The 19,234-nt window shown below is 37.6% G+C and carries 22 protein-coding genes; 20 read left to right on the top strand and 2 right to left on the bottom strand.

The features are described 5' to 3' along the window. Window positions 1–108: 108 nt before the first annotated feature. Together RZ78_RS02470 and RZ78_RS02475 are read right to left on the bottom strand one after the other, a co-directional pair. Complete coding sequence (locus RZ78_RS02470; RefSeq protein WP_034532051.1) at window positions 109–819, bottom strand: type 1 glutamine amidotransferase; 711 nt, start codon at window positions 817–819, stop codon at window positions 109–111. Beyond that, window positions 819–2,168, bottom strand: coding sequence for a Mur ligase family protein (locus RZ78_RS02475; RefSeq protein WP_054608031.1), 1,350 nt, complete (start codon window positions 2,166–2,168; stop codon window positions 819–821). Before RZ78_RS02475 ends, RZ78_RS02470 begins: the two co-directional genes overlap by 1 nt. A gap of 170 nt (window positions 2,169–2,338) precedes the next feature. Between RZ78_RS02475 and RZ78_RS02480 the strand changes: the two genes are divergently transcribed. The 20 genes from RZ78_RS02480 (at window position 2,339) to RZ78_RS02565 (ending at window position 19,056) form a co-directional block, all read left to right on the top strand. Next, entirely contained in the window at window positions 2,339–2,923 is a 585-nt protein-coding gene (locus tag RZ78_RS02480; RefSeq protein WP_034534743.1) for a thymidine kinase, read from the top strand. A 10-nt stretch (window positions 2,924–2,933) separates the two neighbouring features. Further along, window positions 2,934–4,016, top strand: a complete 1,083-nt coding sequence (prfA, locus tag RZ78_RS02485) for a peptide chain release factor 1 (protein ID WP_034534741.1) — start codon at window positions 2,934–2,936, stop codon at window positions 4,014–4,016. Further along, the gene (prmC, locus tag RZ78_RS02490) at window positions 4,009–4,851 is read left to right on the top strand and encodes a peptide chain release factor N(5)-glutamine methyltransferase (RefSeq protein WP_054608032.1); all 843 of its coding nucleotides are present in this window, start codon (window positions 4,009–4,011) and stop codon (window positions 4,849–4,851) included. Before prfA ends, prmC begins: the two co-directional genes overlap by 8 nt. A gap of 17 nt (window positions 4,852–4,868) precedes the next feature. After that, window positions 4,869–5,888, top strand: coding sequence for an L-threonylcarbamoyladenylate synthase (locus RZ78_RS02495; protein WP_054608033.1), 1,020 nt, complete (start codon window positions 4,869–4,871; stop codon window positions 5,886–5,888). A 30-nt stretch (window positions 5,889–5,918) separates the two neighbouring features. Beyond that, the gene (glyA, locus tag RZ78_RS02500; protein WP_054608034.1) at window positions 5,919–7,160 is read left to right on the top strand and encodes a serine hydroxymethyltransferase; all 1,242 of its coding nucleotides are present in this window, start codon (window positions 5,919–5,921) and stop codon (window positions 7,158–7,160) included. A 12-nt stretch (window positions 7,161–7,172) separates the two neighbouring features. After that, complete coding sequence (gene upp, locus RZ78_RS02505) at window positions 7,173–7,805, top strand: uracil phosphoribosyltransferase (RefSeq protein WP_034534733.1); 633 nt, start codon at window positions 7,173–7,175, stop codon at window positions 7,803–7,805. A gap of 341 nt (window positions 7,806–8,146) precedes the next feature. After that, window positions 8,147–8,806, top strand: coding sequence for a F0F1 ATP synthase subunit A (atpB, locus tag RZ78_RS02510; protein WP_052471506.1), 660 nt, complete (start codon window positions 8,147–8,149; stop codon window positions 8,804–8,806). 27 nt (window positions 8,807–8,833) lie between these two features. Further along, the gene (gene atpE / locus RZ78_RS02515) at window positions 8,834–9,046 is read left to right on the top strand and encodes a F0F1 ATP synthase subunit C (protein WP_041152751.1); all 213 of its coding nucleotides are present in this window, start codon (window positions 8,834–8,836) and stop codon (window positions 9,044–9,046) included. Between the two features lie 52 nt (window positions 9,047–9,098). Next, window positions 9,099–9,635 (top strand): F0F1 ATP synthase subunit B, encoded by a 537-nt coding sequence (atpF, locus tag RZ78_RS02520; protein ID WP_041152750.1) that lies wholly within the window; start codon window positions 9,099–9,101, stop codon window positions 9,633–9,635. Beyond that, the gene (gene atpH / locus RZ78_RS02525; protein ID WP_054608035.1) at window positions 9,625–10,167 is read left to right on the top strand and encodes an ATP synthase F1 subunit delta; all 543 of its coding nucleotides are present in this window, start codon (window positions 9,625–9,627) and stop codon (window positions 10,165–10,167) included. Before atpF ends, atpH begins: the two co-directional genes overlap by 11 nt. A gap of 31 nt (window positions 10,168–10,198) precedes the next feature. Continuing rightward, window positions 10,199–11,728 carry a F0F1 ATP synthase subunit alpha gene (gene atpA, locus RZ78_RS02530; protein WP_034532072.1) on the top strand — a complete coding sequence of 510 codons (1,530 nt, stop codon included), beginning with the start codon at window positions 10,199–10,201 and terminating at the stop codon, window positions 11,726–11,728. Window positions 11,729–11,749: 21 nt separating this feature from the next. After that, window positions 11,750–12,652 carry a F0F1 ATP synthase subunit gamma gene (locus RZ78_RS02535; RefSeq protein WP_034532074.1) on the top strand — a complete coding sequence of 301 codons (903 nt, stop codon included), beginning with the start codon at window positions 11,750–11,752 and terminating at the stop codon, window positions 12,650–12,652. 23 nt (window positions 12,653–12,675) lie between these two features. Next, window positions 12,676–14,082, top strand: a complete 1,407-nt coding sequence (gene atpD, locus RZ78_RS02540; RefSeq protein WP_034532076.1) for a F0F1 ATP synthase subunit beta — start codon at window positions 12,676–12,678, stop codon at window positions 14,080–14,082. Between the two features lie 12 nt (window positions 14,083–14,094). Continuing rightward, window positions 14,095–14,517, top strand: coding sequence for a F0F1 ATP synthase subunit epsilon (locus RZ78_RS02545; RefSeq protein ID WP_034532079.1), 423 nt, complete (start codon window positions 14,095–14,097; stop codon window positions 14,515–14,517). A gap of 132 nt (window positions 14,518–14,649) precedes the next feature. Beyond that, complete coding sequence (locus tag RZ78_RS07425) at window positions 14,650–14,865, top strand: DUF1146 family protein (RefSeq protein ID WP_034532207.1); 216 nt, start codon at window positions 14,650–14,652, stop codon at window positions 14,863–14,865. 25 nt (window positions 14,866–14,890) lie between these two features. Then, window positions 14,891–16,198: a UDP-N-acetylglucosamine 1-carboxyvinyltransferase gene (gene murA, locus RZ78_RS02550; RefSeq protein ID WP_054608036.1), complete on the top strand. Its 1,308-nt coding sequence runs from the start codon at window positions 14,891–14,893 to the stop codon at window positions 16,196–16,198. 64 nt (window positions 16,199–16,262) lie between these two features. Beyond that, on the top strand, window positions 16,263–17,258 hold the full coding sequence (locus RZ78_RS02555) for a rod shape-determining protein (RefSeq protein ID WP_041152744.1): 996 nt from the start codon (window positions 16,263–16,265) through the stop codon (window positions 17,256–17,258). 26 nt (window positions 17,259–17,284) lie between these two features. Beyond that, a complete protein-coding gene (gene yidD / locus RZ78_RS07430) occupies window positions 17,285–17,560 on the top strand; it encodes a membrane protein insertion efficiency factor YidD (protein ID WP_080997686.1) in 276 nt (91 codons plus the stop codon). Window positions 17,561–17,606: 46 nt separating this feature from the next. After that, the gene (locus tag RZ78_RS02560; RefSeq protein ID WP_054608037.1) at window positions 17,607–17,831 is read left to right on the top strand and encodes a DUF2969 domain-containing protein; all 225 of its coding nucleotides are present in this window, start codon (window positions 17,607–17,609) and stop codon (window positions 17,829–17,831) included. Window positions 17,832–17,853: 22 nt separating this feature from the next. Next, window positions 17,854–19,056 carry an FtsW/RodA/SpoVE family cell cycle protein gene (locus tag RZ78_RS02565; protein ID WP_054608038.1) on the top strand — a complete coding sequence of 401 codons (1,203 nt, stop codon included), beginning with the start codon at window positions 17,854–17,856 and terminating at the stop codon, window positions 19,054–19,056. Window positions 19,057–19,234: the final 178 nt, after the last annotated feature.

The raw sequence follows: 19,234 nt of genomic DNA on the forward strand, positions 1-19,234 counted from the left end.
AATAATCTTTAATGGCAGCTAATTTTAATTCTTTAGAAAACATAAAAGAACCCCTTAAGTTAGATTTCTCCAACTCAAGGGGTTCAGTTCAATCCGTCTTTTTGTTTATTAATATGATTCTGAAACGTCAATCTTTTCTTGAGCAGAGAAGTCATCGTTAGGGTAACGACGTTTCAACGCCTTGATTAAGATGTGTTTTGCGATGATGTTGTTTCTAGCTAGGATAGGACCGTGGAAGTAAGTGCAGTATACGTTTTTGAAGATTGCACCTTCAGCTTGATCGGTACCGTTATTACCGTAACCTTGTTCAACGTCACCCAATGGACGTTCGCCATTTCCAGTGTAAGTAACACCTTGATGGTTTTCGAAACCGTGGTAAACTTCACCGGTTTCCTTGTTCTTAATCTTGATGTCACCGATGAAACGGTTGTCATGTTGTTGTTCGGTGTAGTGATCTAATACGCCGATACCAGGAATCTTGTTTCCTTCAGCATCGATGTAGTACTTACCTAGAAGTTGGTAACCACCACAGATAGCTAACAAGCAACCATCTGAATCTATGAACTTTTTGATTTCGTCTTTTTTGGTTTGGAAGTCTTTTGAAACAATGCTTTGTTCAAAATCTTGGCCACCACCGAATACGGCGATGTCATAGTCATCAGACTTGAAGTCTTCGTCTAAACTAACGACTTGTGATTCAACGTTGATGCCCATTTTCTTTCCATAGTATTTAAGAACTAAGATATTTCCTAAATCACCGTAGGTATTCATCAAATCACCGTATAGATGGGCAATGTGTAATGTATATTCTTTGGTCATTATTCCATACCTCCCTTAATGTAACCTTTTTCTGCAAAGTCTTTTCTTAATTGAAGCATTGCAGTGTAGGTAGCTAGGATGTAAACCTTCTTAGTTGGTAGAGTAGGGATTTCTTCGACAACCTTTTCTAGGTTAGGTTGCACTTCATGGATGTTTTCATCCACACCAGCAACCTTAAATCTAAAGGTAATGTCTTTGTATCTTTCACCACCGGTGATGAACTTCTTGATTGGCATCTTAGTGAAACGTTCGAATTCACCATCCCAAATCCAACTAGTGTCAATTCCGTCAGCGTAGTTGGCGTTTAGTAGGCAGATTAGTGAGAAGTCATCTTTTTCCTTTGAGATGGTATCGATAACTTGGTTTAGACCAACAGGGTTCTTAACCAATACTAATGTAGTTTCCTTACCATCAATGTCGATTAATTCTTGGCGACCAAAGACACGTTCGTTGGCAGTGAATGCTTGAGCGATATCCTTTGAATCAACGTCTAAGAAACGACCAACTGAATAAGCAGCTAGGGCGTTGTAGATGTTGTATACTCCACCAATACCAATTGATAGGTCTTGGCCATCGACAGTGAAGTCAGATGAGTTAGGAGTTAGTGCACCTAGTTTAGTTAATTCATGAGTTAGTTCTGGACGTTTGAAACCACAGTGTTCACAGAAGTAGTTACCTAGGTTGGCGTAACTGATGTAGTGGTAGTGCAAGATGTTTTGACATACTGGACATAAGACGCCATCAGTATTTGGTTCAGCCTTGAAGTTATCTTCATCATCGTGATTTTTGAATCCGTAGTAAATCTTTGGATTTGGTAAATCAACGGAGTTAAAGATTGGTGCATCACCGTTAGCGATGATAGTAGCTTCTGGAGCTAGTTTGACACCATCAATAATCTTCTTGTAGGTAGTGTAGATTTCACCATATCTATCCATTTGATCACGGAAGATGTTAGTGAAGACAAAGGCGATTGGTTTAACATACTTAGTTAGTTTAATAACGTTTGCTTCATCGACTTCCAAGACAGCAAGTGGACGGTTGGTCTTAGGATTTTTAGCTTTTAGGAATGTAGTTACTAGACCTTGTTCCATGTTTGAACCAGATGGGTTAGTAACAACGTTTTGGTATTTTTGTTTTAGCACTTGAACAGTAAGTGCAGTGGTTAGGGTTTTTCCGTTAGTACCAGTAACCACAATAATGTCATAGTTTTGACCTAGATGTTTTAAAATCGCTGGATCAATTGCGGTGGTAATCTTTCCAGGAAGAGAACTTCCTCCGTTCATAAAGGTATGTAAAAACCAGTATGAAGACTTACCAGCAAAAGTCGCAAATTCGCTTCTTATAGACATTGCTTGTACTCCTTAATTAATTAATACACAAAATTTTATCATACTTTACTATTATAGACCGAATAATTGCATTATTTCAGTAAAATGATGTAAATTCTTTGGAACTGTCGAAATTAATTCGTAAATCAGCTATAATAATAAATGAAAAAATACAGAAAGCGAGTTTAATCATGGCACAACTATATTATCGCTACGGGGCAATGAACAGTGGAAAGTCCATTGAAATCATCAAAGTTGCTCATAATTATGAAGAACAAGGTAAATCAGTCGTAATCATGACAAGTGCATTGGACACAAGGGAAGAAAGAGGTACTGTTGCATCCCGAGTAGGATTAAGCAGAGGTGCACATGTGATTGAAGCGGATTCTGATTGCTTTGAAATGGTCAAAGAAATTGACCCAGATGCTAGTTGTATCTTAATTGACGAAGCCCAATTTTTAACTAAGGCTCACGTCTTACAATTAGCAAAAATTGTCGATGAACTATCGATTCCAGTAATCGCATTTGGTCTAAAGAATGACTTCCAAAACAAGTTATTTGAAGGATCTGAAGCGTTATTGTTATATGCTGACAAGATTGAAGAAATGAAGACAATTTGTTGGTTCTGTGGTCGCAAGGCTACAATGAACCTTCGTTTCCATGACAATCAACCAGTATATGAAGGTGAACAAATTCAAGTAGGTGGAAACGAATCATACTACCCAGTATGTCGTAAGCATTATTTCAACCCACCTTTGGACGAAATGGGAAAGTGAGGAATAATTAATGGATGAAATATTTGAAAAGCTGCAATCAGTAGTTGATCGATACGATGAACTAAACGAATTGATCAGTGACCCAGAAGTTATCGCAGATACAAAACGTTTCATGGAACTATCTAAAGAAGAAGGTAGTCTAAGAGAAGTTGTTGCTGCTTACAACAAGTACAAGGACGTTGTCTCACAACTAGAAGACGACAAGGCTATGCTTGCTGAAAAGCTAGACGATGACATGAATGAAATGGTTAAGAGTGAAATTAGTGAACTAGAACCACAAAAGGCTGAACTTGAAGAACAAATCAAGATTATGCTATTACCTAAGGACCCTAATGATGACAAGAACATCATCATGGAAATCCACGGTGCTGCTGGTGGGGATGAAGGTAGTCTATTTGCTGCTGACCTATACAACATGTACATCCGTTACGCTGAAAGCCAAGGCTGGAAGACGTCAATCATTGATGAAAGTGACACTGAAGTTGGTGGATTTAAGGAAATCGCCATCATGATTCAAGGTGATAACGTATATTCTAAGTTGAAGTTTGAAAACGGTGCTCACCGTGTTCAACGTGTTCCTTCAACTGAATCAGCTGGTCGTATTCACACTTCAACTGCTACTGTTGGTGTTATGCCAGAAGCAGAAGACGTGGACTTAGAAATCGATCCAAAAGACATCAAGACTGATGTTTACCGTGCATCTGGTGCCGGTGGACAACACGTTAACAAGACTTCTTCAGCGGTTAGAATGACCCACTTGCCTACAGGTATCGTTGTTGCTATGCAAGATGAACGTTCACAACAACAAAACCGTGCTAAGGCTATGCAAGTGTTGAAGTCACGTGTATACGATTATTACCAACAACAAGAAGAAGATAAGTATGACGCTGAAAGAAAATCAGCCGTGGGTACTGGTGATCGTTCAGAAAGAATTAGAACTTACAACTATCCTCAAAACCGTGTTACTGACCACCGTATTGGTTTGACAGTTAACAAGTTGGATAAGGTTATGAATGGTGACTTAGAAGATATAATTGATGCATTGATTCTATCTGACCAAACCGAAAAGTTGGAGCAACTAAAGAATGAATAATATGACTTATTTTGAAGCCCAGAAGAGGGCTTCTTTTCTTATCTCCGAAAAAAATCTAGATGAACAGACTGCCAAACTATTCTTAATGGAAATGTTTGGTTTCGATAATACCCACTTACTGTTGCATTATCGAGATGAAATGAAACAAGAAGACGTTAAAAGATACTTTGATTGGATTGATCAATATCTTAATGGCCAACCGGCTCAATATATCATCGGTGAGACTGAGTTTTATGGTAATCGTTTTAAAGTCGATGATAGAGTCCTAATTCCACGCCCCGAAACAGAGGAATTAGTAGAGTGGTTATTAACTGATTTTGCCGATCAAAAAGACCTTAAAGTGCTTGACATGGGAACCGGAAGTGGTGCAATTGCCATTTCAATTAGTAAGGAACATCCAGACTGGCAGGTAGATGCTGCTGACATCTCCGCAAAAGCCTTACAGGTAGCGGGTTTGAACAATGAAATGAACGAAACGAACGTTAGGTTCATCGAGAGTGACCTGTTTGGCGCAATAACCGAAGATTATGACGTTATTATTAGTAATCCTCCTTATATTTCCGAAGATGAAATTGAGTATATGGATGAAAGTGTCATAGAACACGAACCAAAAGAAGCATTATTTGCAAAAAATAATGGCTTATTTATGTATCAAAAAATCGCAGAATATATTAAAATAAAGAAGGACACTGTTCACGGCAGTTTATATCTAGAAATTGGGTTTAAACAAACGGATGCAGTAACCGAGATTTTTACCGAGTTAATTCCTGGATGCGAAGTCACTAGTCGTAAAGACTTCTTTGGTAATCCGAGAATGATTCGAGTTAAGTATTAGGGGGGATGTATTTATATATGGACACAAAGATATACACTGCAGATGATTTAGCTGCAGCCGCTAAAGATATCGTCGATGGAAAGTTAGTTTCTTTCCCAACTGAAACGGTATACGGTTTAGGGGCAGATGCAACTAATGAAGATGCGGTTAAGCAAGTTTACGCGGCTAAAGGACGTCCAAGTGACAATCCTTTAATCGTCCATGTTGACGGCCCAGAAATGGTTGAAAGATACGCACAACCATTGTCTGATGAGGCAAAGAAGCTAATTAATACATTTTGGCCTGGACCATTAACCATCATTTTTAATTTGAAAGACAATGTATTATCTAAAACCGTAACCGGTGGATTAGATACTGCAGCATTTAGAAATCCTAACAATGATGTAACGTTATCATTGATTAGGAAAGCAGGGGTGCCAATTGTGGGACCATCTGCTAACACATCTGGAAAACCCAGTCCTACCTTGGCCAAGCATGTTTACCATGATTTAAAAGGTAAGATTGCTGGAATTCTAGATGACGGTGAATGCCAATATGGTGTTGAATCCACTGTCTTAGATATGTCGACTGACCAACCTGCAATTTTAAGACCAGGTGCTATTTCAGCCGAACAAATCGAAGAAATTATCAATAAACCCGTGCTAGATGAACGAGTACATCTATCCGCTAGCCAAATTCCAAAGGCTCCTGGAATGAAGTACAAGCACTATGCACCATCAGCTCAAGTCTATATTGTCGATTCCACAAGCGACTTCAAGAAAGCAGCTAAGTGGGCATCACAACAAGATCATACTGTCGGAGTCATGGCAACTGATACTGTTTTAAACGATATTGATTGGCCTGATAATGTCGAAACATTTTCATTAGGAGATACCGTCTTATCAGCAAGTCATGCTTTATTTGCAGGACTAAGACATTTTGACAATGAAGAAGAAGTAAAATCAATCTTGACCCAAGGTTTTGCAAATCAAGGCATTGGTGAAGCATACATGAACAGATTGAACAAATCTGCTGGACAAAAACATTTTAATAAATAGTTACGTAAATTTTGAGGGGGCACTTCTATCATGAAATACGATTACCAAAATGAAGACAAAGAATTATGGGATGTAATTAAGAATGAACAAACTCGTCAAGAAAACACAATTGAGCTAATTGCGTCAGAAAACATTGCATCTAACGCTGTAATGGCTGCGCAAGGTTCTGTTTTAACTAACAAATACGCCGAAGGATATCCTGGTAAGAGATACTACGGTGGTTGTGAATTTGTAGATAAATCAGAAACATTAGCGATTGAACGTGCTAAGAAGTTATTTGGGGCTGAATATGTTAATGTTCAACCACACTCAGGTTCACAAGCTAACCAAGCTGTGTACTCAGCATTTTTGAAGCCTGGAGATAAGATTTTAGGGATGGACCTAAACGCCGGTGGTCACTTAACCCACGGTGCTAAGGTAAACTTCTCAGGTAAGATTTACCAATCATTCTCATACGGCTTAGATCCAAAGACTGAACGTCTTAACTACGATGATATCTTAGCAATTGCTAAAGAAGTTCAACCACAAATTATTGTTGCTGGGGCTTCTGCATACAGCCGTATCATCGACTGGAACAAGTTCAGAGAAATTGCCGACGAAGTTGGCGCATACTTAATGGTAGATATGGCCCACATCGCTGGACTAGTTGCTACCGGATTACATCCAAGTCCCATCGGAATTGCCGATGTCGTAACTACTACCACTCACAAGACTCTAAGAGGACCTCGTGGTGGAATGATTTTGTCTAACGAAAAATATGCTAAGAAGATCAATTCTGCAATGTTCCCAGGATCACAAGGTGGACCATTGGAACACGTGATTGCTGGTAAGGCTGCTTGTTTCTTTGAAGACTTGCAACCAGCATTTACAGAATACTCAAAACAAGTTATTAAAAATGCAGCTGCTATGGCTGATGAATTTAACAACAGCGATACTATCAAGGTGGTATCTGGTGGTACCGATAACCATTTGATGGTCTTAGACTTAACCAACACTGAATTAAATGGGAAAGAAGCACAAATCCTATTAGATTCACTTAAGATTACAACTAATAAGGAAGCAATTCCTGATGAGAAACTAAGTCCATTTGTTACAAGTGGATTAAGATTAGGAACTCCTGCGATTACTTCTAGAGGGTTCGATGAAAAAGATTCACGTAAAGTTGCAAAAATGATAACACGTGCAATTGAAAATCATGACGATGAAAATGTTCTAAACGAAGTAAGAGAAGAAGTATCCCAATTAACCCAATCACATCCAATTTTTGATTAAAGGAGATTAATCATGGGAAAATTTCAAGTAATGAATCATCCATTGATTCAACACAAGTTAACTATTATTAGAAATGAAAATTGTGGAACTAGAGAATTTCGTGAAGTTGTAAATGAAATTGCTTCATTGTTAGCTTTCGAAGTTTCTAGAGATATGCCACTAGAAGACGTTGATGTAAAAACTCCACAAGGTATCGCACATGCAAAGCAACTATCAGGTAAGAAGGTGGCTGTTGTGCCAATTCTTCGTGCTGGTATCGGGATGGTAGACGGTATTTTAGACCTAATCCCAGCCGCTAAGGTTGGACACATCGGTATGTATCGTGATGAAGAAACCCTAGAACCACACGAATACTTTGTGAAATTGCCAAGTGATATTGACAAACGTCAAATTTTTGTTGTTGATCCAATGCTTGCTACTGGTGGTTCTGCCATCATGGCAATCGATGCTTTAATTAAGCGTGGTGTCGACGAAAGTAATATTAAATTTGTGTGCTTGGTAGCTGCTCCCGAAGGTGTGGAAGCGCTTCAAAAAGCCCATGGTGACGTAGATATTTACACTGCTGCGTTAGATGATCATCTAGAAAACGGTTACATTGTACCTGGACTAGGTGATGCCGGAGATCGTCTATTCGGAACTAAATAAAATAAAAATCCGTCGTTTTTTTTGCGATGGATTTTTTATTTATGTATAACTTTATACTAAAAGTCTAAGATACATTTTTTACAATTTGTAAAGCACAAATTGTAATTTTGGTAAAAAAACTGTTAAATAGTTATTTTATTTTGAAATGAAGCCTGAATGGTGGTACTATCTTATTGTATTTTGAAAGAGAAATACATCATCTTAAGAGTTAAAACTATCGTTAATGTGAATTAATGTAACATTAATGTTTAGTATGCTTAGGTTGCGAAAAGGGGTGATAATCTGTGAATGATCCAATATCCACATTTAAGCTATTTGGGCTTACATTCAATATTGGAAACATGGTTTCCGTTACGGTTGCTGCAGTTTTCGTATTCTTATTTGTATTCATTTGTTCTAGAAAGCTACAAGTGATTCCATCAGGAAAACAAAACTTGCTTGAAATGATTGTTGATTTCACCAACGGAATTGTTAACACTTCTGTTGAAGGTGCTAAAGCCAAGGCTTACGGTCTATTTGCTTTTGTACTATTCGTATTCATCTTCATTTCTAACCAAATGGGACTACTTTTCCAAATTGATTACAATGGGGTTGCCTATGTTAAAAGTCCAACGTCAGATCCAATTGTCACTTTGACATTGGCCGCTATCACGTTGGCATGGGCTCATTTCGCAGGAGTTTCAAAGCTTGGATTCAAGGGTTACTTCTCAAGTACATACTTGAAGCCATTTAAGTTATGGTTGCCATTGAATGTCTTCGAAGAGTTAGCTAACTTCCTAACTCTTGGTTTGCGTCTATATGGTAATATTTTCGCAGGTGAACTACTTCTAGGATTGCTATCTAAATTAGCACTAGGTTACGGTGTATTGGGATACATCCCATCCGTACTTGTTGCAATGATTTGGGAAGCATTCTCAATCTTTATCGGAAGTGTTCAAGCATTCGTATTTGTAACCTTAACATTCGTATACATTTCTCAAAAGATTCAACCTGAGGAATAATTTTATTTATTATAAGGAGGATTTACCATGGGTGTATTAGCTGCTGGTATTGCTATGGCTGGTGCCGCTATTGGTGCGGGTATCGGTGATGGTATCGTTATTTCTAAATTTATTGAAGGAATGGCTAGACAACCAGAAATGACTGGTCAATTAAGAACTAACATGTTTATCGGTGTTGGTTTGGTCGAAGCTCTACCTATTATTTCTTTAGTTCTATCATTCGTATACATGGCTAAATAATAATATAAAGGTAAAGTAATTCTTCTATTCTCAATTAAGGAGGTGTCAATAGATGCTTTCACATTCATTATTGCCAACTGTCGCTGTGACTGATGGTGGTGGATTGTACTACGGTAACATGATTTTTACAGCTCTTGTTTTCATCATCTTGATGATTCTTATCATGAAATTTGCATGGAAGCCATTATCAGAAATGATGGAAAAACGTGCTAACAAGATTGCCGATGACATCAATTCTGCAGAAAAGTCACGTAAGGACGCTGAAGATTTAGCAAAGCAACGTGAAGACGCCTTAGCAAAATCTAGAGAAGATGCAACTGGCATTATTAACAACGCCAAGCAATCTGCTCAAGTACAAAGTGACCAAATTATCACAACTGCTAGAAACGATGCTCAAAGTATCAAGACTTCTGCTCAAAAAGATATTGAACAAGAACGTAAAGATGCTTTAGCAAACACCAAAAATGATGTGGCCAATTTATCTATTGAAATTGCTTCTAAGATCATTCAAAAAGAATTAAAAGCTGACGATCAAAAGGCATTGATTGATTCTTATATTGAAGGGTTGGGGAAGCAAGATGCTAGATAAAATCACATTCGCAAAACGCTATTCAAAAGCACTTTATGAAGTGCTTGAAGAACAAAATCAAGTTGAAGCCGGTTTGAGTGAATTATTATCTATCAAACAAGTTTTTGATGATAATTCATCATTAAGTCGAGTTTTAACTGATGTAAGCTTTCCAGAAGACAAAAAAGAAAGTTTAATCAAACCTTTGATTGACAATTCTGACGTCGAATTTGTTAAGAACCTTTTAAAAGTTTTATTAGGTGCTAACAAAATGGATGAATTTACTTTGATTGTGGAAGAATTTGAACGTTCTTACAATGAAAAGAATAAGATTGTTCATGCTGATGCACTATCTGTAGTTCCTCTATCCGACGAACAAAAGCAAAAACTTGCAGACGTCTTTAAGGCGCGTGTAGGTGCCAACGAAGTTATCCTAGATAACAAAGTTGATCAAAGTCTAATCGGTGGTGTAATTCTAAAATCATCGAACGTTATTTTTGATGGAAGTGTTAAGACAAAAATTAACAACATTAAAAAACTTCTATTGAGTTAATAACAATATCTATCAAAGAGGTGAAACTTTTATGAGCATTAATGCTGAAGAAATCAGTGCTCTAATCAAGCAACAATTATCCGGTTACAAGGATGACCTAGCTGTTGAAGAAACAGGGGTTGTTACCTACGTTGGTGACGGTGTTGCTCGTGCTCATGGTTTAGATAATGCGTTGTCTGGTGAGTTACTTGAATTCGAAAACGGAATCTATGGTATGGCTCAAAACCTTGAAAGTAACGATGTAGGTATTGTTGTTTTAGGTGACTGTACACATATTCGTGAAGGTGCAACTATTAAACGTACCGGTAAAATCATGGAAGTTCCTGTTGGAGAAGAAATGGTGGGTAGAACCATCAACTCATTAGGTCAACCAATTGATGGTAAGGGTGATATCAAGACTGAATCATCTCGTCCTATTGAAAAGAAAGCTCCAGGTATCATGGACAGACAAAGTGTTTCTGAACCATTACAAACTGGTATTAAATCAATCGATGCGTTAGTTCCAATTGGCCGTGGTCAACGTGAATTAATCATCGGTGATAGAAAAACAGGTAAGACTTCAATCGCTGTTGATACTATCTTGAACCAAAAGGATCAAGATATGATTTGTATCTACGTTGCGATTGGACAAAAGGACTCAACTGTCCGTTCACAAGTTGCTACTCTAGAAAAGTTTGGCGCAATGGATTACACAATCGTATTGTCAGCCGGTCCTTCTGAACCAGCTCCATTACTATACATTGCTCCTTACGCTGGTGCAGCTATTGGTGAATACTTTATGAACCAAGGTAAGCATGTTTTGATTGTCTACGATGATTTAACAAAACAAGCCAACGCTTACCGTGAACTATCACTTATTCTTCGTAGACCTCCTGGTCGTGAAGCATATCCTGGTGATATCTTCTATACCCACTCACGTTTACTAGAACGTGCTGCTAAGTTATCAGACAAGTTAGGTGGCGGTTCAATGACTGCTCTACCAATTGTTGAAACTCAAGCAGGGGACGTTTCAGCTTACATTCCAACCAACGTTATTTCAATTACTGATGGTCAAATCTTCTTGAACTCAGACATGTTCTATTCAGGAACTCGTCCAGCCATTGATGCTGGTACTTCAGTTTCTCGTGTTGGTGGGGACGCTCAAATTAAAGCAATGAAACAAGTAGCAGGTACTTTGAGACTTGACCTAGCTTCATATCATGAACTACAAGCCTTTGCTCAATTCGGTTCAGACTTGGATGATGCAACTCAAGCTAAGTTGAACCGTGGTGCTCGTACAGAAGAAGTTCTAAAACAACCTCTTCACGCTCCACTACCTGTCGAAAAACAAGTACTTATTCTATTTAGTTTGACACATGGTTACCTAGACAGCATTGCTGTTGACGATATCCATCGTTACCAAACTGAATTATTCAACTTCTTCGACGCTTCACACCGTGACTTATTAGATACAATTGTAAACACTGGTAAGTTACCAGAAGGTGATGCTTTAGCAAATGCAGTTGATGAATTTACTAAATCATTCACACCAAGTAAGCAAGAAGAAACACAAAATAACTAGCTTGAAGGATGGTGAGAACTAATGGCTGAATCTATTAATGATGTTAAACATCGTATTGCATCAACCAGAAATACACGTCAAATTACTACTGCTATGCAAATGGTTTCAACTGCAAAGTTAAATCGTATTCAAAAGCATACCAGTAATTATGAGGAATATGTTTCTCGTGTTAAGGCTGTTGTAATGCATTTAGCTCAGTCTCATTTGTTAGACAAAATTAATTCCTCAAGTAATGCGTCTGACCACAAATCTGGTAAGACAGCATACCTAGTTATTACATCTGATCGTGGAATGGTAGGAAGTTACAACAGTAATGTGATTAGAGAAACTAATAACTTTATTGAAGAACACACTCCAAATCCTGATGATTACATGATTTTAGCTGTAGGTGGAAATGGTGCTGACTTTTATAAGAACCGTAATGTAAACGTGGCTTATGAATATCGTGGCGTTTCTGACATTCCTACTTTCGCTGAAGTTAGAGAAATCGTTAAGACTGCAAACTCAATGTTTGAAGATGGTGTGTTTGACAAGTTATACGTTTGCTACACACACTTTGTTAACCGTATTTCTTCAACTTTTAGAGCTGAAAAAATGCTACCAATGGATAGCGAAGCATTTGAAGAAGAATCAAGCAAAGATATTAAGGCACATGATTTTAGTGCTGAATACGAAATTGAACCAGATGAATCAGCTGTGTTGAAGGTTGTATTACCCCAATACGCACAAAGCTTAGTATTTGGAGCAATCCTTGATGCTAAGACTTCAGAACATTCATCAAGTTCAACTGCTATGCAATCTGCTTCAGACAATGCATCAGATCTTATTTCTAGATTAGAACTACAATATAACCGTGCAAGACAAGCTGCTATTACTACCGAAATTACTGAAATTGTCGGTGGTCAAGAAGCTTTGAAGCACTAATATGACGGGAGGAATTAACGAAAATGAGTACTGGTAAGATTATTCAAGTTATTGGACCAGTCGTTGACGTTGAATTCCCAACGGACGTTGAATTACCTGACATCAACACCGCTCTTCGTGTACACAAAGACGATAACGAAACTTTAGTTACAGAAGTTACCCTTGAATTAGGTGACGGTGTTGTTAGAACTATCGCCATGGACGGAACTGACGGTTTACGCCGTGGAATGGAAGTTGAAAATACTAAAGCTCCTATTTCAGTTCCTGTTGGTGAAAACACTCTAGGTCGTGTATTTAACGTTCTTGGTGAACCAATTGATGGTGGTCCTGAATTTGGCGACGATACAGAACGTTGGCCAATTCACAGACAAGCTCCAAGTTACGATCAATTAAATCCATCTGCAGAAATTCTAGAAACCGGTATCAAAGTTATCGATTTACTAGCACCATACATTCGTGGTGGTAAGGTTGGATTGTTCGGTGGTGCCGGAGTTGGTAAAACTGTTTTAATTCAAGAATTAATTCATAATATTGCTCAAGGACATAACGGTATCTCAGTATTCACCGGTGTTGGTGAACGTACTCGTGAAGGTAACGATATGTACTTTGAAATGAAAGGTTCAGGTGTCTTGGACAAGACAGCCATGGTATATGGTCAAATGAACGAGCCACCTGGAGCACGTATGCGTGTTGCTTTAACTGGTTTGACTATTGCGGAATACTTCCGTGATGAAGTTGGTACCGATGTTCTATTATTCATCGATAACATCTTTAGATTTACTCAAGCTGGTACTGAAGTTTCCGCATTATTAGGTCGTATTCCATCAGCCGTAGGTTACCAACCTACATTGGCTACTGAAATGGGTCAATTGCAAGAACGTATCACTTCAACTAAGAATGGTGCGATTACTTCAATTCAAGCCGTTTACGTTCCTGCCGATGATTACACCGACCCTGCTCCTGCAACTACTTTTGCTCACTTGGATGCAACAACTAACTTGGAACGTTCATTAACTCAACAAGGTATCTATCCAGCCGTTGATCCATTGGCATCAACATCTGCTGCACTAGATCCATCAATTGTTGGTGAAGAACACTACAAAGTTGCAACTGAAGTGCAACAAGTATTGCAAAGATACCATGAACTTCAAGATATCATTTCTATCTTAGGTATGGATGAATTATCTGACGAAGAAAAGACTATTGTTGGTCGTGCACGTCGTATTCAATTCTTCCTATCACAAAGCTTTAGTGTTGCTGAAACATTTACTGGTTTACCAGGTAGATATGTTCCAGTTGCCAAGACTGTTGAAAGTTTCAAAGCTATCCTAGATGGTAAATATGATGATCTTCCTGAAGACGCATTTAGAAACTGTGGACCTATTGAAGACGTAGTTGAAAATGCTAAAAAAATGAAGCAAAACAACTAAGGAGGGTTCTAATTGGCTGATAACAACTCAGTATTAACCGTTAGTATCGTTACTCCTGATGGTAAGGTATATGAACGTGAAGATGCTCGCTTGGTTATTGTTAGAACCAAGAGTGGTCAATTAGGAATTATGCCTAATCATGTTCCCGTAATAGCTTCATTGGAAGTTGACGAAGTAAAAGTAAAATCCGGTTCAGATGTAGATGAAATTGCTGTTAACGGTGGTTTCGTTGAATTCTCAAACAATAACTTAACTGTTATTGCTGATAGTGCCGAAAAGCAAGGGGATATCGACGTTGATCGTGCCGCTGCTGCGAGAGACCGTGCTCAAAAGGCATTGGAAATCGCTAGACAAAAGCATGATAACCAAGAAATCCTAAGAAACCAAGTTGCTTTGAGAAGAGCTATTAACCGAATTCATGTTGCTAAACATTAAGAAAGAGGTCTGCATTTTTTATGCAGACTTTTTTTATACATAAATAAAAAACAAATTAATAAATACTTAGTAAAGATTAGAAAGACAAAAAGCTTTTTTTATGTTATAGTTGCTATAAAGAATGGAGATATTATGGAATCATCAAATATTAATTCTTTCTTAGATTTAGCTGTCCAATTATTTTTTATTGGATTAGCTTTTTGGAGTTTAAATGATATTCATCTAGAAAGATATGTCAAAATGCACATTAATCAGTACCGAATTTTAATAATTCTATTATCTATCTGTATTGGATATGTGTCGGGATCTTTCTTTATATGGATAATAAACATTACAATAAATCATTAAAATTGAAATTACTGGAGGGTTACCAGTGGATAAAATCGTGATTAAGGGAGGCCAACGCCTTACCGGTAACGTCCACATTGAAGGTGCAAAAAATGCTGTCCTACCAATAATGGCTGCTACTATTTTAGCCAGTGAAGGAAAAGCAGTTTTAAACAACGTACCACTATTATCAGACGTATATACAATGGAAGAAGTTTTACGCTTCTTGAACTTAAAAGTTGACTTTAATACTAATGAGAATCAAATGAGTTTTGATGCTACCAACCAAATCTCATACGAAGCTCCATTAGAATATGTTTCAAAGATGAGAGCATCAATCGTAGTAATGGGACCACTATTGGCCAGATTAGGTCATGCTAAGGTTGCATTGCCAGGTGGATGTGCAATTGGTTCTCGTCCAATTGATATTCACTTGAAAGGTTTTGAAGCACTAGGTGCCAAAATCCAACAACACGATGGATACGTTGAAGCTTTTGCTGAAGACGGTTTAAAGGGTGCCGAAATTTACATGGACTTTCCAAGTGTTGGTGCTACTCAAAACATTATGATGGCTGCCACATTAGCAGAAGGCCAAACCATCATCGAAAATGTTGCTCAAGAACCTGAAATCGTTGACTTAGCTAACATCTTAAATGCGATGGGTGCTAATGTTATGGGAGCAGGTACAAGCAAAATTAAGATTAAGGGTGTAAGTAAGTTACACGGTGTAGATTACAGTGTACTACAAGACCGTATTGAAGCAGGTACTTTTATGGTAGCTGCGGCTTTGACACGCGGTAACATTTTGATCGAAGATGCAGAAGCATCATACAATCAACCATTAATCGCTAAAATGCAAGAAATGGGTGTTACTGTTAAGGAAGAACCTAATGGAATTCGTGTTATTGGTCCGGACGAATTAAAACCGGTTGACGTAAAGACACTCCCATATCCAGGTTTTCCAACAGATATGCAACCTCAAATGACTGTTTTACAATTAGCTGCTCAAGGTAGTAGTTTATTGACTGAAACAGTGTTTGAAAATCGTTTTATGCACTTGGATGAATTAGCTAGAATGAACGCCAAGTTTAGAATTAACGGTAAGAGTGTGGTCTTAAACGGACCAACTAAATTTAGCGGAGCGGAAGTAGCTGCAACTGATTTGAGAGCTGCTGCAGCACTCGTTCTTGCTGGATTAGTTGCTGACGGTATTACAATCGTTAGAAACCTAAAATATTTAGATCGAGGATATTACGATTTTCATGTTAAGTTAGCTAAATTGGGTGCTGACATTAAGAGAGTTAACATGAAAGATGATGAAGAAATTTTCATTAGTAAAACTTCGCAAGAATAAAATGAATTATAGAGCGATATGATATAATATTTAATACATGAGTTAACTCAGGAGGAAGAGAGAAATGGTAAAAGATATCGGCATTGACTTAGGTACTGCTAATGTTTTGATTTACGTAACTGGGAAAGGAATCGTGCTAAACGAACCATCAGTAGTTGCGGTAGATATTAAAACAAACAAGTTGTTAGCAGTTGGTTCTGAAGCATACAGAATGGTTGGTAGAACACCAAGTAACATTCGTGCAATCAGACCACTAAAAGAAGGAGTTATTTCAGATTTTGATGTAACTGAAAAGATGCTTACATACTTTATCAATAAGTTAAGTGTTAAGGGCTTTATGTCAAAGCCTAAGACCATGATTTGTGCTCCAACAAACATTACTAACATCGAAAGAAAAGCAATTATTCAAGCTGCTGAAAAATCTGGTGGTGGTAAAGTTTATATCGAAGAAGAACCTAAAGTTGCTGCAATTGGTGCCGGAATGAATATTTTCCAACCAAAAGGAAACATGGTAATTGATATGGGTGGTGGAACATCTGACATTGCCGTGTTATCATTAGGTGATATCGTTGCAAGTAAGTCAATTCGTGTAGCTGGTGATGTAATGAACACAGATATTGTTTCTTACATAAAGGATAAACACGGATTGGTTATTGGAGAACATACTGCTGAAAAGATTAAGATTACCATCGGTACTGCAGACCCTAATGAAACTGATGTTAAGGAAATGGAAGTACGTGGTAGAGATGTTCTTGGTGGAATGCCAAGGTCTATTACTCTAAACAGTTTAGAAGTACAAAAGGCTGTTGAAGATACTGTTAACCAAATTATTGACGCTGCTAAGGATGTCTTAGAAGTAGTTCCTCCTGAATTAGCTTCTGATATTGTAGACAGAGGAATTATTTTAACAGGTGGTGGTGCCTTATTAAGAGGTATCGACCACGCAATTTCAAAAGAATTAACTGTGCCAGTGTTAATTTCTGAAAGTCCTCTAGATAATGTTGCTAAGGGTGCCGGTGCATTACTTGAACATATCAACAAACAAGAAAGCAAAAAATAAAGATTAATATAAGAAAGTGATAACTGATGAGAAAGTTACTGATAAAGATGGTGATGGGATACAAACGATTTATTTCACCACTATTACCGGCCTCTTGTCGTTATTATCCGACATGTTCTACTTATATGATCGATGCTGTCAGAAAGCACGGAGCATTATTAGGTTTTGTAATGGGGTGTGCACGGATTTTACGTTGTCATCCTTTTGTCAAAGGTGGTTATGATCCGGTTTCTGATCATTTTACTATTTTTAGAAATAAGAGGGCGTCGAAAGATTATCGACGTTCTATGAATTTAAAGTAGTCGATCAAATATTTGAATCGACTACTTTTATTTTTAGGAGGACAAAATGTCAAAGGGAAAGAAAAATATTGAAGTTACTTTAGATACACAAAACGTAAACGGTGAAGAACGTGAAGTTCTTTTCGTTGGTAAGCAAGAAGTTGGCTTTATCCGTCAAGTGGATGAAGAAAAATTCGAAGCTGTCTTTGATGAAGACAATGTATTTAAAGCCAAATCCTTAGACGAAGGAATTGAATTATTAATTAGCCAATACAACTTACACAAGGGCTAAAATGATTTAGAGGTGATTTGCAGTGTTTAATAGTGACAATGATAGCAATTCTTCTCGATTAGATTGGACAATCATAATTTGTGTGGCCCTTTTAGCATTGATTGGTATTGGTGCAATTTATGTTGCCGTAAATCATGATTCTTATTCCGGAACAATCGTGAAGCAAATGATTACGCAGTTGGTATGGTATACAATCGGAACTGTATTAATCATAATCATCATGCAATTTGATTCTGAACAATTATGGAAAGTTGCACCAATTATTTACTGGGGAGCTTTAACGTTACTGGCATCGTTACTTGTTTTGTACAGTAGATATTATTTTATTCAAACAGGGGCCAAAAGTTGGTTCCAATTAGGTCCGTTGACTTTCCAACCGGCCGAAATTATGAAACCAGCGTTTGTGGTTATGCTGGCAAGAGTGATTGTTGAACATAACAGAAACTACGCTGTTCACACATTAAAAACAGATGCACTTTTATTGGGCAAGATGATCCTATGGACATTACCAATCTGTGTGTTATTAAAGATTGAAAATGATTTCGGTACAATGCTTGTTTTCTTCGCCATGCTTGGTGGATTAGTGATTGTATCTGGAATTACGTGGAGAATCATTGTTCCTGGAGTTGCTGCATTCGCAACAATTGGTGGGACTGCTTTAATTTTAGTTATAACTAGCGGTGGTAGAAAGATTTTGGAAGCATTAGGTTTTCAATCTTACCAATTTGATCGTGTTAATGATTGGTTGGACCCATCAAATCCTGAAAATCTAGCTGGATCGGGTTATCAACTATGGCAAAGTATCAAAGCCGTTGGTTCCGGTGGATTTAGTGGAACTGGTTTTAACGTATCTCACGTTTATGTTCCAGTTCGAGAATCCGATATGATTTTCTCAGTTATCGGTGAAAACTTTGGTTTCATCGGTGGTTTAGTTTTAATTGGAATCTACTTCGTTTTGATTTATCGAATGATTAAGGTTACTTTTGAAACTAAGAACGTTTACTACGCATACATTTCAACTGGAATTATCATGATGATTTTATTCCACGTATTTGAAAATATTGGTATGAGTATTGGACTATTACCATTGACTGGTATTCCATTGCCATTCGTAAGTCAGGGTGGTTCTGCCTTGATTGGTAACATGATAGGGATTGGATTAGTCATGTCAATGCAGTATCATAATTATGGGTACATGTTCAGTGCTAGCCGTGACTTCTCATAGCTAATGAATTGACAAGTACATTAAATAATTGTATACTTTATTAAAATTTGATTATAAGATGAGTAAGTAATTAATGAATATCACAGAGAACTCGGTTGGTGAAAAAGAGTTATTTGTAGTTACCGAATATGGTCTTAGTAAATAATCAGTTAGCGAAATTTGGGATAAACTAACATCG

Origin of the sequence: Apilactobacillus kunkeei (genome assembly GCF_001308195.1) — a bacterium.
Lineage (GTDB): Bacteria > Bacillota > Bacilli > Lactobacillales > Lactobacillaceae > Apilactobacillus > Apilactobacillus kunkeei_C.

Coding starts and splice junctions, on each gene's coding strand:
- RZ78_RS02470 (WP_034532051.1), bottom strand. CDS start 819: ATGACCAAAGAATATACATTACACATTGCCCATCTATACGGTGATTTG.
- RZ78_RS02475 (WP_054608031.1), bottom strand. CDS start 2,168: ATGTCTATAAGAAGCGAATTTGCGACTTTTGCTGGTAAGTCTTCATAC.
- RZ78_RS02480 (WP_034534743.1), top strand. CDS start 2,339: ATGGCACAACTATATTATCGCTACGGGGCAATGAACAGTGGAAAGTCC.
- prfA (WP_034534741.1), top strand. CDS start 2,934: ATGGATGAAATATTTGAAAAGCTGCAATCAGTAGTTGATCGATACGAT.
- prmC (WP_054608032.1), top strand. CDS start 4,009: ATGAATAATATGACTTATTTTGAAGCCCAGAAGAGGGCTTCTTTTCTT.
- RZ78_RS02495 (WP_054608033.1), top strand. CDS start 4,869: ATGGACACAAAGATATACACTGCAGATGATTTAGCTGCAGCCGCTAAA.
- glyA (WP_054608034.1), top strand. CDS start 5,919: ATGAAATACGATTACCAAAATGAAGACAAAGAATTATGGGATGTAATT.
- upp (WP_034534733.1), top strand. CDS start 7,173: ATGGGAAAATTTCAAGTAATGAATCATCCATTGATTCAACACAAGTTA.
- atpB (WP_052471506.1), top strand. CDS start 8,147: ATGGTTTCCGTTACGGTTGCTGCAGTTTTCGTATTCTTATTTGTATTC.
- atpE (WP_041152751.1), top strand. CDS start 8,834: ATGGGTGTATTAGCTGCTGGTATTGCTATGGCTGGTGCCGCTATTGGT.
- atpF (WP_041152750.1), top strand. CDS start 9,099: ATGCTTTCACATTCATTATTGCCAACTGTCGCTGTGACTGATGGTGGT.
- atpH (WP_054608035.1), top strand. CDS start 9,625: ATGCTAGATAAAATCACATTCGCAAAACGCTATTCAAAAGCACTTTAT.
- atpA (WP_034532072.1), top strand. CDS start 10,199: ATGAGCATTAATGCTGAAGAAATCAGTGCTCTAATCAAGCAACAATTA.
- RZ78_RS02535 (WP_034532074.1), top strand. CDS start 11,750: ATGGCTGAATCTATTAATGATGTTAAACATCGTATTGCATCAACCAGA.
- atpD (WP_034532076.1), top strand. CDS start 12,676: ATGAGTACTGGTAAGATTATTCAAGTTATTGGACCAGTCGTTGACGTT.
- RZ78_RS07425 (WP_034532207.1), top strand. CDS start 14,650: ATGGAATCATCAAATATTAATTCTTTCTTAGATTTAGCTGTCCAATTA.
- RZ78_RS02555 (WP_041152744.1), top strand. CDS start 16,263: ATGGTAAAAGATATCGGCATTGACTTAGGTACTGCTAATGTTTTGATT.
- yidD (WP_080997686.1), top strand. CDS start 17,285: ATGAGAAAGTTACTGATAAAGATGGTGATGGGATACAAACGATTTATT.
- RZ78_RS02560 (WP_054608037.1), top strand. CDS start 17,607: ATGTCAAAGGGAAAGAAAAATATTGAAGTTACTTTAGATACACAAAAC.